Annotated in this window: 22 protein-coding genes; 2 read left to right on the top strand and 20 right to left on the bottom strand. The window is 45.0% G+C overall.

Annotated elements, in window-relative coordinates:
* Positions 1–30: 30 nt before the first annotated feature.
* The 18 genes from rpsH to HMPREF9124_RS02510 form a co-directional block, all read right to left on the bottom strand.
* Positions 31–432 carry a 30S ribosomal protein S8 gene (gene rpsH / locus HMPREF9124_RS02595; RefSeq protein ID WP_009429951.1) on the bottom strand — a complete coding sequence of 134 codons (402 nt, stop codon included), beginning with the start codon at positions 430–432 and terminating at the stop codon, positions 31–33.
* 110 nt (positions 433–542) lie between these two features.
* Positions 543–728, bottom strand: a complete 186-nt coding sequence (locus HMPREF9124_RS02590; protein WP_007157667.1) for a type Z 30S ribosomal protein S14 — start codon at positions 726–728, stop codon at positions 543–545.
* Positions 729–740: 12 nt separating this feature from the next.
* Positions 741–1,280, bottom strand: a complete 540-nt coding sequence (gene rplE, locus HMPREF9124_RS02585) for a 50S ribosomal protein L5 (protein ID WP_009428901.1) — start codon at positions 1,278–1,280, stop codon at positions 741–743.
* Positions 1,281–1,299: 19 nt separating this feature from the next.
* Entirely contained in the window at positions 1,300–1,605 is a 306-nt protein-coding gene (rplX, locus tag HMPREF9124_RS02580; RefSeq protein ID WP_009428271.1) for a 50S ribosomal protein L24, read from the bottom strand.
* Positions 1,606–1,618: 13 nt separating this feature from the next.
* Positions 1,619–1,987, bottom strand: a complete 369-nt coding sequence (rplN, locus tag HMPREF9124_RS02575; protein WP_009428822.1) for a 50S ribosomal protein L14 — start codon at positions 1,985–1,987, stop codon at positions 1,619–1,621.
* Between the two features lie 24 nt (positions 1,988–2,011).
* Positions 2,012–2,266 carry a 30S ribosomal protein S17 gene (rpsQ, locus tag HMPREF9124_RS02570; RefSeq protein ID WP_009428831.1) on the bottom strand — a complete coding sequence of 85 codons (255 nt, stop codon included), beginning with the start codon at positions 2,264–2,266 and terminating at the stop codon, positions 2,012–2,014.
* Positions 2,267–2,283: 17 nt separating this feature from the next.
* Positions 2,284–2,487 carry a 50S ribosomal protein L29 gene (rpmC, locus tag HMPREF9124_RS02565; protein ID WP_009429537.1) on the bottom strand — a complete coding sequence of 68 codons (204 nt, stop codon included), beginning with the start codon at positions 2,485–2,487 and terminating at the stop codon, positions 2,284–2,286.
* Positions 2,487–2,915 carry a 50S ribosomal protein L16 gene (gene rplP, locus HMPREF9124_RS02560; protein WP_009428107.1) on the bottom strand — a complete coding sequence of 143 codons (429 nt, stop codon included), beginning with the start codon at positions 2,913–2,915 and terminating at the stop codon, positions 2,487–2,489. Before rplP ends, rpmC begins: the two co-directional genes overlap by 1 nt.
* 2 nt (positions 2,916–2,917) lie before the next feature.
* Positions 2,918–3,580, bottom strand: a complete 663-nt coding sequence (gene rpsC / locus HMPREF9124_RS02555; protein ID WP_009428769.1) for a 30S ribosomal protein S3 — start codon at positions 3,578–3,580, stop codon at positions 2,918–2,920.
* Positions 3,581–3,593: 13 nt separating this feature from the next.
* Entirely contained in the window at positions 3,594–3,983 is a 390-nt protein-coding gene (gene rplV / locus HMPREF9124_RS02550; RefSeq protein ID WP_009429205.1) for a 50S ribosomal protein L22, read from the bottom strand.
* A 29-nt stretch (positions 3,984–4,012) separates the two neighbouring features.
* Entirely contained in the window at positions 4,013–4,291 is a 279-nt protein-coding gene (gene rpsS, locus HMPREF9124_RS02545) for a 30S ribosomal protein S19 (protein WP_007157676.1), read from the bottom strand.
* Between the two features lie 19 nt (positions 4,292–4,310).
* A complete protein-coding gene (rplB, locus tag HMPREF9124_RS02540) occupies positions 4,311–5,156 on the bottom strand; it encodes a 50S ribosomal protein L2 (RefSeq protein ID WP_009428381.1) in 846 nt (281 codons plus the stop codon).
* A 66-nt stretch (positions 5,157–5,222) separates the two neighbouring features.
* Entirely contained in the window at positions 5,223–5,522 is a 300-nt protein-coding gene (rplW, locus tag HMPREF9124_RS02535) for a 50S ribosomal protein L23 (protein ID WP_009428924.1), read from the bottom strand.
* A complete protein-coding gene (rplD, locus tag HMPREF9124_RS02530) occupies positions 5,522–6,142 on the bottom strand; it encodes a 50S ribosomal protein L4 (protein ID WP_009429459.1) in 621 nt (206 codons plus the stop codon). Before rplD ends, rplW begins: the two co-directional genes overlap by 1 nt.
* Positions 6,143–6,167: 25 nt before the next feature.
* Positions 6,168–6,797 (bottom strand): 50S ribosomal protein L3, encoded by a 630-nt coding sequence (rplC, locus tag HMPREF9124_RS02525; RefSeq protein ID WP_009427877.1) that lies wholly within the window; start codon positions 6,795–6,797, stop codon positions 6,168–6,170.
* A 44-nt stretch (positions 6,798–6,841) separates the two neighbouring features.
* A complete protein-coding gene (gene rpsJ, locus HMPREF9124_RS02520; RefSeq protein WP_009429182.1) occupies positions 6,842–7,159 on the bottom strand; it encodes a 30S ribosomal protein S10 in 318 nt (105 codons plus the stop codon).
* Between the two features lie 487 nt (positions 7,160–7,646).
* Complete coding sequence (locus tag HMPREF9124_RS11945; protein WP_330367756.1) at positions 7,647–7,808, bottom strand: YetF domain-containing protein; 162 nt, start codon at positions 7,806–7,808, stop codon at positions 7,647–7,649.
* Positions 7,809–7,908: 100 nt separating this feature from the next.
* Positions 7,909–8,997 carry an FAD:protein FMN transferase gene (locus tag HMPREF9124_RS02510; RefSeq protein WP_009429030.1) on the bottom strand — a complete coding sequence of 363 codons (1,089 nt, stop codon included), beginning with the start codon at positions 8,995–8,997 and terminating at the stop codon, positions 7,909–7,911.
* Between the two features lie 274 nt (positions 8,998–9,271).
* On the opposite strand from HMPREF9124_RS02510, the gene HMPREF9124_RS02505 reads away from it, so the two are divergent.
* Together HMPREF9124_RS02505 and HMPREF9124_RS02500 are read left to right on the top strand one after the other, a co-directional pair.
* Entirely contained in the window at positions 9,272–10,006 is a 735-nt protein-coding gene (locus HMPREF9124_RS02505) for an N-acetylmuramoyl-L-alanine amidase family protein (protein WP_009427977.1), read from the top strand.
* A gap of 99 nt (positions 10,007–10,105) precedes the next feature.
* The gene (locus HMPREF9124_RS02500) at positions 10,106–10,876 is read left to right on the top strand and encodes a CAP domain-containing protein (RefSeq protein WP_009428689.1); all 771 of its coding nucleotides are present in this window, start codon (positions 10,106–10,108) and stop codon (positions 10,874–10,876) included.
* Positions 10,877–11,044: 168 nt separating this feature from the next.
* Here HMPREF9124_RS02500 and rfbH read toward each other — a convergent pair whose 3' ends face one another.
* Positions 11,045–12,397: a lipopolysaccharide biosynthesis protein RfbH gene (rfbH, locus tag HMPREF9124_RS02495; RefSeq protein ID WP_009429371.1), complete on the bottom strand. Its 1,353-nt coding sequence runs from the start codon at positions 12,395–12,397 to the stop codon at positions 11,045–11,047.
* A 15-nt stretch (positions 12,398–12,412) separates the two neighbouring features.
* Complete coding sequence (locus HMPREF9124_RS02490) at positions 12,413–13,216, bottom strand: hypothetical protein (RefSeq protein WP_009428849.1); 804 nt, start codon at positions 13,214–13,216, stop codon at positions 12,413–12,415.
* Between the last annotated feature and the right edge of the window lie 75 nt (positions 13,217–13,291).

Raw genomic sequence — 13,291 nt, 5'->3', positions numbered from 1 at the left:
TACTGTTTTCAGAAAATATATTCCGACAGATTACCATACAAAGGCAAGGACTTCTCCACCTACACCCTTTTGTCTTGCTTCCTTGTCGGTGATTACACCCTGGTTTGTGGAAATGATTGCAGTACCAAGTCCGCCAAGCACTCTCGGCATATTCTCTTTGCCGGCATAAACTCGAAGACCCGGCTTGGAAATCTTGCGAATTCCGGAGATAATCTTGTCGTTCTTTGTAGCTCCGTACTTTAAGCCAATCTTAATGTCCTGGAACTTTCCGTTCTCTACGATTTCGCAGCTTGCGATGTATCCTTCTTTGAGAAGAATTTCAGCAATGGCCTTCTTCATCTTCGATGCCGGAATTAATACTGAATCATGCTTTGCAGTGTTTGCATTACGAATTCTGGTAAGCATATCTGCGATTGGATCACTCATACTCATGTTTACGGATATCCTTTCTTCTTATCTATTGGGATGCGCCCTATGCACTATCCCTCTATGTAAACGAAATATCGAATGCGGATGCAGCCGATATTCGTTTTACAAACATTTTACCAAGATGCCTTACGAACACCGGGGATCTCTCCCTTATATGCGAGTTCACGGAAGCATACACGGCAGATTCCATACTTACGAAGTACGGAATGCGGACGTCCGCAAATCTTACATCTTGTATATTCTCTTGTGGAGAATTTTGCAGGTCTTTGCTGCTTTAATTTCATTGATAATTTTGCCATTTTTTCCTCCGATTATTTCGCAAAAGGCATATTGAACAGGGTAAGAAGTTCTCTGGACTCTTCGTCAGTCTTCGCTGTTGTTACGAAGATGATATCCATTCCTCTAACCTTGTCTACCTTATCGAACTCGATTTCAGGGAAAATAATCTGCTCTTTGATTCCAAGGGCATAGTTTCCTCTGCCATCGAAGGCATTCGGGTTCACACCACGGAAGTCTCTTACTCGAGGAAGAGCCAAGTTGATGAGACGATCAGCAAACTCATACATCTTCTCTCCGCGAAGAGTAACCTTACAACCGATAGCCTGTCCCTCTCTGATTTTGAAGTTTGCAACAGACTTTCTAGCCTTGGTGGTTACTGCGTGCTGTCCGGTAATAATCTCTAAATCACGAACCGCACTATCGAGAACCTTGGAATTTTCTTTTGCTTCACCAACACCCATGTTGATGACGATTTTTTCAAGCTTTGGAATTTCGTTAACATTTTTATAGTTAAACTTCTTCTGCATAGCTTCTTTGATTTCGCTATTGTAAATATCCTTTAATCTAGCCATCCTTCATTCCTCCTTTCTCTTAGTCAATAACCTTACCGGTCTTCTTCGCTACACGTACCTTCTTGCCGTCCTCTACCTTAAATCCGACTCTGGTTGCCTGTCCGTCTACTACCAGCATAACGTTGGATGCGTCCAAAGCAGCTTCCTTCTTCAAGAGTCCACCCTGCGGGTTAGCCTGGCTCGGCTTCTGGTGCTTGGTTACCATATTACAGCCTTCTACCACTACCTTGTTGGTCTTCGGATCGAAGGATAAAACCTTACCCTCTTTTCCTTTATCTTTACCGGTAATGATTCTTACCATATCGTCTTTCTTAATTCTACGCATACGGCTCCCCTCCTTATAATACTTCCGGGGCAAGGGATACGATCTTCATGTAACCATGATCTCTTAACTCTCTTGCTACCGGTCCAAAGATACGGGTGCCCTTCGGAGTGTTATCCTCCTTGAGGATTACCGCTGCGTTTTCATCGAAACGGATATAGCTTCCGTCTTTTCTTCTTGTCTCGTCAACAGTACGAACCACAACAGCCTTTACAACATCACCCTTTTTAACCTGTCCGCCTGGAATAGCATCCTTTACGGAAGCCACAATGGTATCTCCAATAGCGGCATATCTTCTGGTTGAGCCACCCATAACGCGGATGCAAAGAAGCTCTCTTGCACCTGTGTTATCAGCAACTCTCAGTCTTGTTTCCTGCTGAATCATATATGCTCCTTCCTTGCTCCTGTATTACTTCGCCTTCTCAATGATGGAAACGAGTCTCCATCTCTTGGTCTTGGACAAAGGTCTGGTTGCCATTACCTTTACTGTATCTCCCTCACCGGCCTCATTGTTTTCATCATGCGCGTAAATCTTAACGGTACGCTGTACAATCTTTCCAATAAGAGGGTGCTTCACGTGATCTTCAATAGCGATAACGATGGTCTTGTCCATCTTTGCACTAACCACCTTACCGGTACGGGTTTTTCTCAGATTTCTTTCCATTCTTCTGTTCTCCCTTCTCACGCTTTCGCTTTCTCAGTGATAACAGTCTGAATCCGAGCGATGTTTTTCCGAACCTCGGTAATGCGGGCTGTATTATCCAACTGATTGGTTGCATTCTGGAATCGCAGATTGAAAAGTTCTTTCTTTGCGGAAACCAGCTCTTCATTCAGCTGCTCAGCTGACTTCGCCTTCAGCTCTTCTAAATAAGTATTCTTTTTCATTAGTTATCACCGCCTTCCAGATCTGCTTTTGCGACGATCTTGCAGTTACAGGGAAGCTTGTGAGAAGCAAGTCTTAACGCCTCTCTGGCTACTTCTTCCGGTACACCGGCAATCTCGAATAAAACGCGGCCCGGCTTAATAACGGCTACCCAGTAATCGGTAGCACCCTTTCCGGATCCCATACGTACTCCTAACGGCTTAGCAGAAACGGGCTTATCCGGGAAAATATCGATCCAAACTTTACCGCCACGCTTGATGTATCTTGTAAGGGCAACTCTGGCTGCCTCGATCTGATTGGATCTGATCCAACAAGGTTCCATGGAAACAATACCGAACTCTCCGTGGCTAATGGTATTTCCTCTGGTAGCCTTACCGGTCATTCTGCCACGCATCTGCTTACGGAATTTCGTTCTCTTAGGCATTAACATAGTTATTTCTCGCTCCCTTCCTTATTTTTCTTGGCAGGAAGAACCTCGCCCTTATAAATCCAAACCTTTACTCCTAATTTTCCATAGGTCGTATCGGCCTCAGCAAATCCATAATCGATGTCTGCGCGAAGAGTCTGAAGAGGAATGGTTCCCTCGCTGTAGAATTCTCTTCTTGCAATATCAGCACCGCCAAGACGTCCGCCTACGGAAGCTTTGATTCCGAGTGCGCCTGCCTTCATGGTTCTGGACATCGCCTGCTTCAATGCTCTACGGAAAGAAACACGGTTCTCCAGAGACAGTGCGATGCTCTCCGCTACAAGCTGTGCATCTCTATCCGGTCTCTTGATTTCCTTAATATCAATGAAGATATTCTTATCGGTGAACTTCTGTACTTCTTTCTTTAACTTTTCGATTTCAGCACCGCCCTTACCGATTACATAACCCGGCTTAGCAGTATAAATTGTTACGCGAACCTTATCCTCAGCTGCTCTTTCGATTTCAATCTTAGAGACATTTGCGGAATACAGTTTTTTCTTTAAAAACTCTCTGATCTTATGATCTTCGATAAGTGTATCAGCAAAGTTTTTCTTGTCTGCGTACCATTTGGAATTCCAGTCCTTAATGATACCGACTCTCATACCGTGCGGATTGACTTTCTGTCCCATTCCTTGCCTCCTTTTACTTTCTTTCGTCCAAAATAACAGTGATGTGAGAGCTTCTCTTGAAGATTCTGTAAGCTCTTCCCTGTGCTCTGGGATGAATTCTCTTTAATGTCGGTGCGCTGTTTGCGAAGCACTCTGCAACATAAAGTGTATCCCTGTTCATATTGTTATTGTTCTCTGCATTTGCAGCTGCGGACTCAAGAAGTTTCTTAACCAATGTAGAAGCATATCTTGGGTTGTAAGTTACAATTCCTAAGGCCTCTTCCAATCCCTTGCCACGAATAGCATCTAAAACAAAGCAAGCTTTCTGTACAGATACTCTAGCATAAGAAAGCTTAGCGGAAGGTCTTTTATCGCTGTTTGCATTTCTCTCTCTTTTAATCTGAGATCTATGACCCTTTGACATTTTTCATGTCCTCCTTTCAATTATGCAGATTATCCTCTTCTCTCGTCGCCGTTACCGTGATGTCCGCGGTAGGTTCTTGTTGCAACGAATTCGCCTAACTTATGTCCAACCATGTCCTCTGTAACATATACAGGAACATGCTTTCTTCCGTCATGAACCGCAATGGTGTGTCCAACAAATGACGGGAAGATTGTGGAACGACGAGACCAGGTTTTTACTACTGTCTTTTGATTCTGTGCATTCAGTGCATCTACTGCCTTTAAAAGACTCTGATCTGCAAATGGTCCTTTTTTAATAGAACGTGCCATTATTCTTTCTCCTCCTCAATTATTTGATGGCTCTACCATCACGTCTTCTTACGATAAGCTTATTGGAAAGCTTCTTCTTGTTTCTGGTCTTCAAACCAAGTGCAGGCTTGCCCCAAGGTGTACAGGGACCCGGACGTCCGATTGGCGCTCTACCTTCTCCACCTCCGTGCGGGTGGTCGTTCGGGTTCATAACGGAACCGCGGACTGTCGGACGGATGCCCATGTGACGCTTTCTTCCCGCCTTACCGAGATTGATGAGGTTGTGGTCTCCGTTACCTACTACACCGATGGTTGCGCGGCACTCGATAGGAACCATTCTCATTTCTCCGGAAGGAAGTCTCAAAGTAGCGTACTTTCCTTCTCTTGCCATAAGCTGTGCGGCATTTCCTGCGGAACGAACCAGCTGTGCTCCCTTGCCCGGCTTAAGCTCGATCGCATGAATCTCGGAACCGACCGGAATGATGGAAAGCGGTAAGCAGTTTCCCACTCTTGCCTCGGCATTCTCACCGGACATCACCTTCATGCCGTCGGTTAAACCGTTTGGTGCAAGAATGTACGCCTTGCTTCCGTCCTCGTAAGAAAGAAGTGCGATGTTCGCGGAACGATTCGGATCATACTCAATTCCGATAACCGTAGCAACTACGCCGTCCTTTGCATTTCTCTTAAAGTCGATGATTCTATATTTCTGTCTGTTTCCACCGCCGTGATGACGAACCGTAATCTTGCCCTGATTGTTTCTTCCGGCAGTCTTCTTGTTCTTCGCCAAAAGGGACTTTTCCGGAGTCTTCTTTGTGATTTCAGAGAAGTCGGAACCGGTCATATTTCTTCTGGACGGTGTATAAGCTTTATATGTCTTAATACCCATGAATACTTTTCTCCTTTTTCTCCCTGCGTATAATTGAGAAATTTTTTCACGCAGGTCTTTTCTTAATTACAGAGCGCTGAAAATCTCAATTTCCTTGGAATCAGCAGCCAGTGTAACGATTGCTTTCTTTCTCTTTGCTGTCTTTCCGATAACCATGCCTCTTCTCTTTTTCTTACCTTCCAGGTTCATGGTGTTTACAGCCTTTACCTTTGCGCCCTCGAACATCTTTTCTACAGCTTCTTTAATCTGAACCTTGTTTGCTTCAGGATGAACCAAGAAGGTATATTTCTTCTCAGCCATGTCAGCCATAGACTTCTCTGTTACTACAGGACGAAGAATTACATCAAAATATTGTAAGCTAGCCATTATGCGTATACCTCCTCAACCTTTAAAAGAGCCGCCTTCGTAGCTAATACTGTGCCGTATCTCAGAACATCATAAACATTTAATTCGTTTACCTGAGCCGTCTTTACATCCTGAATGTTTCTTGCGGAAAGCACGGTATTCTTATCATTTTCATCCAAAAGAACGAAAGCCTTCTGTACATGGAGAGCATTCAGCATGTTCTGGAAATTCTTGGTCTTGATTTCATCGAAACGAATCTCATCCACAACAATCAGCTTATTTTCTGCCACTGCATTGGACAGTGCAGCTTTTAAAGCCGCTCTCTTCTCTTTCTTGTTCATGGTAGTGGTGTAATCTCTCGGTGTCGGAGCAAATACAACTCCACCGCCCTTCCACTGCGGAGCACGAATGGAACCCTGTCTTGCATGACCTGTTCCCTTCTGTCTCCAGGGCTTTCTTCCTCCTCCGGAAACTTCCGAACGAGTTAAGGCCTTCTGTGTGCCTTGGCGTTTATTGGCAAGTTGTGCCACAACTGCAAGGTGTAATAAGTGCTCATGAACCGGTGCTGCGAAAATCGCATCATTCAGATCCATCTTGCCAACTTCCTTACCCTGCATATTAAATACAGATACGTTAGCCATTACTATGTTCCTCCTTCCTTTCGTCTTAGGACTTTACAGCTTCTTTGATGGTAACAAGAGCCTTCTTCGGTCCGGGAACCGCACCCTTTACAAGGATGAGTCCTTTTTCTGCATCAACACGTACCACAGTAAGATTCTGTGTCGTCACCTTCACCGCACCCATGTGAGAAGGCATTGCCTTACCCGGAAGTACTCTGGACGGTGTTGCAGATGTACCGTTAGATCCCTGATGACGATGGAACTTGGAACCGTGAGTCATCGGTCCTCTGTGCTGTCCATATTTCTTAATAGCAGATGCAAATCCCTTACCCTTGGAAGTAGCGCTTACGTCTACCTTATCTCCCTCTGCAAAGATGTCTGCCTTAATCTCGTCTTTTACCTTGTACTCTTCTGCATTTTCAAAACGGAACTCTCTTAAGAATCTCTTGCAGGAAACGCCGGCCTTGTCGAACTGTCCCTTAAGGGGCTTGTTTACCAGCTTTTCTCTCTTCTCTAAAAATCCCACCTGAACTGCCTTGTAACCGTCGTTCTCAAGGGTCTTTACCTGAGTAACCACACAGGGGCCTGCCTGAAGTACAGTTACTGGAATCAACACGCCGTTTTCATCCCAAACCTGTGTCATTCCTACTTTTGTTGCCAAAATAGCTTTCTTCATTTGTTCTCCTTTCTACAGCGGAACCTCATCGGTTCATACTAGAATTATTTGTTTTTCATCTTGATGTCTACGAATACACCTGCAGGCATTTCCAGTCTCTGCAGACTGTCCATGGTCTTTTGGTTCGGATTGATGACATCAATCAATCTCTTGTGTGTTCTCTGCTCGAACTGCTCACGAGAGTCCTTGTACTTGTGTACCGCACGAAGGATGGTTACTACTTCCTTCTTCGTGGGAAGTGGTACAGGGCCGGAAACCTGAGAACCGGTTTTCTTGCAGTTCTCTACGATTTTTGCGGCTGATTCGTCCACAAGGCTATGCTCATAAGCCTTTAAGGTGATTCTCATTACTTGACTTGCCATAAAAAAAGTCGCCTCCTATCGGGTTATTGACGATAAGTTGGTGACTGTACACGTTTCCGCGCGTATCTTATACAAATACACACGCCGCACCCGCTGCTTGGTGCTTAAATTGTAGTACAGTGACCTGCCGTCAGTTTCTAAACTTGACATTCGCTCCGGAAAGTTCTCTGCAGAAACTTATGCCTTTCGGTTTTCGTCTCTCCAGCAATCTTTTCCTTCATTGCTATCATGCCACAGCCGTACAAGGATAACATAAAGTCCACAGTCTGACAAGAGATTTTTCTCGAGTTTTGTATTAAATCAAAAACAACAAAAGAACTTCTTTTTCCTCTTGTCAAGCGGGTTCCCATCTCGATGACTCTATTCAGTTCCCATCCCGATGGCTCTATCTGGAACGAGCATATGCGCAAAATTTCCGATACTCATTTCCACGCCTCCGAGCGTGTCATAATACTATACTAAAATAGAGGCCTTGTAAAGCCCCTATTTACAGTCTCTCCGGATAGCAATGCAGACTGCCGTTCCGATACTCTCCCAAGTAAACCTCTTTTATGGAGGCGTATCCCTGCTCTGCCACTTCTCTCTTTACCCATTCCACATCCTTTCCTATCACATGAAGGATATTTTTCTGCAACTGTCCGTCCGTGATTCCGAAATATTGATCACAAAGATTAAAGTCAAAAATCCGATCAGCAATTTTCCCGCCACTAAAATAAATACCTGCATCTTATTTCTCCTTCGCATTATTCTTATTCCGCATCGATTCGATTCAGAAAATGCTCCGTATACGCCATACTGTGATCCGGCTCCACCCACATCGCATCAATTTCCAGCGAATCCTCTTTCCGTATTTTTTCCAGCAGGCTTTTCCCGTCTTCTACGGAAAGAATAAACAATGCCGTCGAAAGGGTATCCGCAAGGGCGGAGTCCTTGGTAAGAATCGTCACGGAACGGTGTCTATTCGCAGGATACCTTGTCTCCGGATCCACAATATGCGCATAGCGAACGCCGTCCACGGTAAAATAACGTTCATAGTCGCCGCTTGTCACCAAAGAAACTTCCTCAATTTCTCCGGATACGGCATAGGGATTGTCCTCTTCACCATCTGTATAGAAGGGATTTTGTACCGGACAAATCCACTTTGTGCCGTCTCCCTTCTTTCCGATGGCTCGAAGATTTCCTCCGATATTTAAAAGATATGACTTGGCGCCTTCTTTTTCCAGAAGCTCAGCGACTCTTTCCACTGCCCAGCCCTTTGCAATCCCGCCGACATCCAGCCGAAGACCCGGATCTCGAAAATACACGGTCATCTTCTCTTCGTCCAGAATGAGATCTTCTATATTACAGTGCTTTGCAGCCTCTTCCAAATCCTTTTCTTCCGGAAGACTTGCTTTTTCCGGATTGGCAATCCCCTCTTCCCTCTTGTCATGCCAAAGAGAAAGTACCGCTCCATATGCAATATTCACCTTCCCGTTTGTTCGTATGTCCATTTCCTTCCCGAACTTAAGAAGTTCCATGATATCCGGGTCCACCTTTACCGGTGCTTTCCCGGCCTCTTCATTTACCTTCTTTAAATTTTCAAGCCCCGGATAATCCGTGTAAACGTCAAAGAGCCTATGGTAATGTAAGAGGCTTTCGTGTATTTGTTCCGCCTTCTTCTGAAAAGCTTCTTCGGATTCTTCATAACCGATAACCATGGAAGCCGTATTAAAAACATCCGTAAACTGATCCTGATAACGTTCTCTTTTCCCGCAGGCAGCTAAGGATAAACAAAGAAGAACCAGAAACACCAGGCTCCCGAAGTGCCGCCTTTCCTTTTTCCAAAATTGACTTTTCATCTATTTCCTTCTATGAATTCATACCGTTATGATAAAATATTTTTCATGATACAAGACATAGTTAGGAAAAGCTATAGTATTCTTTCGAAAAAATTCAAGAAATTATTTCCATTATTTTATATGATGGTTTACGGGATTTCTCTTCCCCTCGTTCATTCCTCGCGTTAATCTTTTTTTCTTTTCCACCGATAAAAACAAGGAAACAATCTCTACTATTTTATGTATAGCGAGTATCGTGCATAAGAACACAGTATCTCGTTTCGGTGAGGACACTATGATACGAACAGAAAAACGCTTGCTTTTCCTTCTTCTTCTACTTTTATTTCTCATTCCCGGGAAAGCAGCTTTTGCGGAAAAGGGAAGGTGGGTCCAACTTGGAAAAGAATGGACCTATGCGGACGAATTCGGGAATGTCATTCCCGGGTGGGTGGAGCATCAGGGAAACTGGTATTACATCGCTCCAGGCCGAGAGCGCATGGCCACAGGCTGGATTTTCGATAACGAAAAATGGTATTTTCTAAGCACAAATCAAAAAGACCTTGGAAAAATGATTCGCTTTTGGGCAACCATCGACGGCTATGCTTATTATTTTGATGAGAGCGGTGCTATGGCAGAAAAAACCGTTGTTCAGGGAAAGTACAAGGTAAATGATCAAGGGCAGTACCTGGGAGAGGATGGTAAGCCGAAGCAATATGGCAGAAGCGGTTTCCGCACAAAGCCCGCTACCGTCATGGATGAGCTTATGGCAAAGGCAAAAAAAGAAATGGAAACGGTTACGAAACCGCAAATTGCCGGTCTGGGAAATCCCACCTTTACAGCTCGCTACGGCCTAAATCCCAATGGAGTCTTCGACCCCGGTCCGCAAAATCCTTGGGCGGAAAAAGACAATATCAATATGCAACAATATGATATGAAAGAAGAGTACACCGAAGACAATACGGACAGTGAGGATGACGGTGCAGACGAAGAAGCCCCTTACGAAGAGGAGAAAGACGAAGAGGAAGAATAGCCGCTAAAGCGGAGCAAGATTCAAAAGGGAAGAGGAATTGCTGAAGGAAATGGAATGCAATGACATCCATCTATGCAGAAAAGTCAAGGAGGACAAACTATGAAAAGCAGATTTTCCAAAAAACAGATTGCCGGAACCGTCATGGCGGTATTTTTATCCCTAAGTTCCACTATCCCGGGCCTGGCCCAAGACTCCGGTTGGCATAAGGATGAGGGAACAAATCGCTGGTGGTATTCCCTACCCGACGGAACTTTTTATAAGTCTTCCTGGCAATGGATTGACGGAAACGGAGACGGTACTCAAGAATGCTATTCTTTTGATTCTGACGGATACCTGTATACCGATTGGATAACCCCCGACGGTTTTACGGTCAATGCGGATGGCGCATGGACCGTAGACAACATCGTACAGCAACGCAAGGTACAAGAACTTAACGTTGAGCAGTCCAAAGTTTCCACAACGCCTGTTTTGGGAATCAACGATACTTCTCAGGAAGAGTATCTCAGTAACAAGGAAGCATACCGGGATGAGGTTTTGCGCTTAGTAAACCGCTATAGAAAAAAACTCGGAAAGCCTGCCCTGGAAAAGGACGAGAACTTACAAAATCTGGCACAAATCCGGGCGGAGGAAATTTCCGAATTATATTCTCATACTCGTCCAGGCACCGGGGAACCCTTACATTGGCAAGACGGCGTAAACGGCGAAGTCATCATGCGACTGGTAAAAATCCCCGATGGAGCCTTTAGCGCATGGACCCATAGCAAGGGGCATGACAAGTTACTCAAAGAAAAATCCTTTAAAAGGGCAGGAGTAGGATATTATGTTACGGAAGACGGAAAGCAGTACTGGGTGATGCTCTTTAGAGAGTAGAAAGATCCCGGGAGAATCCCCCCGACATAAGCATGTCCTATAACTCACGCTTTGCAATCGATACTCGTTATGACTAAAAGCCGACAGATTCGGTATATACCGTTTCTGTCGGCTTTTTATATCCTAGCTTAGCTGTCTCTTGCACATCTTTTCCTAATAGCGTAAGGCCTAGTTCTTCTTACATTCTCTCATTCCCTCATGAATCTTATCCGCCATATACTGAAGCATTTCGTTCGTCATCCCGGGATTAACCCCAATCCAGAAACTGTTTTCCATGATAAAGTCAGTATTCTTCAGATCTCCCACTACACGATAGGCATCCGTTCCTCTAATCTGATCAAAACAAGGGTGCTTAATCAAATTTCCGGAAAAGAGAAGTCTCGTCTGAATATTGGCATTTTCGAGAAATGCGGTTAAATCATTACGCTTTACTCCTGCGTCCTCCTTTACGGAAAGCAAAAAGCCGAACCAGGACGGATCGGAATTTGTAGCCGGCTCGGGAAGAATCAAGCCGTCTATATCAGACATCGCCTCCTTTAAAAATGCCCAATTTGCCTTCCTCTTTTCGATAAAGCTCGGGAATTTTTTTAACTGCTCTACGCCGACCGCAGCCTGCATATCAGTCACCTTTAGGTTATACCCGAAGTGGCTGTAGGTATATTTGTGGTCATAGTCCTTCGGAAGTTGTCCATACTGTCCCGAAAAACGATGCTTACAGAAATTATCCTGTCCGGAAGGGCAGATACAATCTCTTCCCCAGTCACGGAAAGAAAGAATTAAACGACTCAGCTTAGGGTTATTGGTATAAACACAGCCTCCCTCTCCCATGGTCATGTGGTGTGGCGGGTAAAAAGAACTGGTGCCGATATCGCCCCAGGTTCCCGTAAAGCGGGTCTCTCCGTCTATCGTATAGCGGGAGCCCAGAGCGTCACAGTTATCTTCGATCAGCCAGAGACCATGCTTGTCACAGAATTTCTTGATTATTTCCAGGTTAAAGGGATTTCCCAAGGTATGCGCAATCATCACCGCCTTCGTTTTCTCGGAAAGCGCTTCCTCCAGACGGCTTACATCGATATTGTACTCCGGAACCGTGACATCGAGGAAAACGGGAACCGCCCCGTACTGGAGCATGGGGGTCACCGTAGTCGGAAAACCGCAGGCCACCGTGATAACCTCATCTCCTCTTTTAATCTGTCTTTCTCCAAGTTCAGGTGCCGTAAGCGTCATAAACGCAAGGAGATTCGCAGAAGATCCGGAATTTACCAGATAGGCGTGCTTTACGCCAATCCACTCCGCAAACTTCTTCTCAAACTCGTCTGCAAAACGTCCCGTTGTGAGCCAAAAATCCAAAGTAGCATCTGTCAAGGACAGCATTTCCTTCTCGTCAAATACGCGGGAAGCGTAGCTTACTCTGTCTCCCGGCTCAAAAGCTTTCTTCTTCTCTTTAAAGCTGTGGTAATACTCCGCTACCAAATTCTTGATTTCTTCGCGTGCTTCCGCTTCGCTCTTCCATTTTCCCATAAATCCTCTTCTCCTTTACTGCCCCATTCTCTCACACCAGTTGGTATCCACATCATAGCCATAGGCATAAATCCTTCTGTAAGCCGACTCCTGCCAGCTTTCCCGGAAAGTGCCGTCTTCGCTGATAAAGAAGTCCGCATTCATATAACGAATAATGATGTAGCCGGAATCCTTCTGGTCAAAACCGTTTCCGCGGGAAAAATCGATTCCGTTCCCCGTATTCCTGCGCATAGCCGCCTCGAGTACCGGAAGGGTGACTTCATTGATAGGCAGTTTCATGTCCGGCATATCGATGAAAAACCCGCCCTTTTCCTTTAGATAAACACAAAGATAGCCGAGAGTTCCGTTGCTGACACACTTACAACGCTTAATGGCATGAAGGGGAATCTGATGCTTTGCTCCGATAATCATACCGTCCTTCAAAGTAATATCCTTTTCTCCCAAAGTAAAACCGAGGTCGGTTTCCAGACTGTCCAGATTGTTCGGAAAAGCACTCCCCAATTTACTCGCGGAAAGCGCCACAAGAAGTGCTTTCGTTTCTTTAATATTGTGTCCGTTATTCCAAGCCCGGGTATCCAGTTCAAACTCGGGAATCTCCTTACTGTCTTTCAAGTAGCAACGCACGTCGTAACTCTGATTGGAATTACAATAGTTGGTAATGAGGGTTCTTTTAATCGCTGAAAAAGGAAAGGAAAACGCCTTCTTTCCATTTGCACTCTGATAAGAAAAACCATCCTTGGAAACCGTTAAGCTGTGTCCGCCTCCCAGCATCCCTTTCGCTTCAAAATGAACTGTCTCCGTGTCAAAAATTGTACGCATCTCTATCTTCTCTTCCCTTTCTATTGTTTCTCATTCTCTCTTTCGTTAGAGCGCGCTCCGGAGCACGAAAGCACC

The organism is Oribacterium sp. oral taxon 108 str. F0425 (assembly GCF_000214455.1).
In the GTDB taxonomy this organism is placed as follows: domain Bacteria; phylum Bacillota; class Clostridia; order Lachnospirales; family Lachnospiraceae; genus Oribacterium; species Oribacterium asaccharolyticum.
Note: the sequence above shows the minus strand (reverse complement) of the source record. Positions and strands in the feature narration are given on the sequence as shown.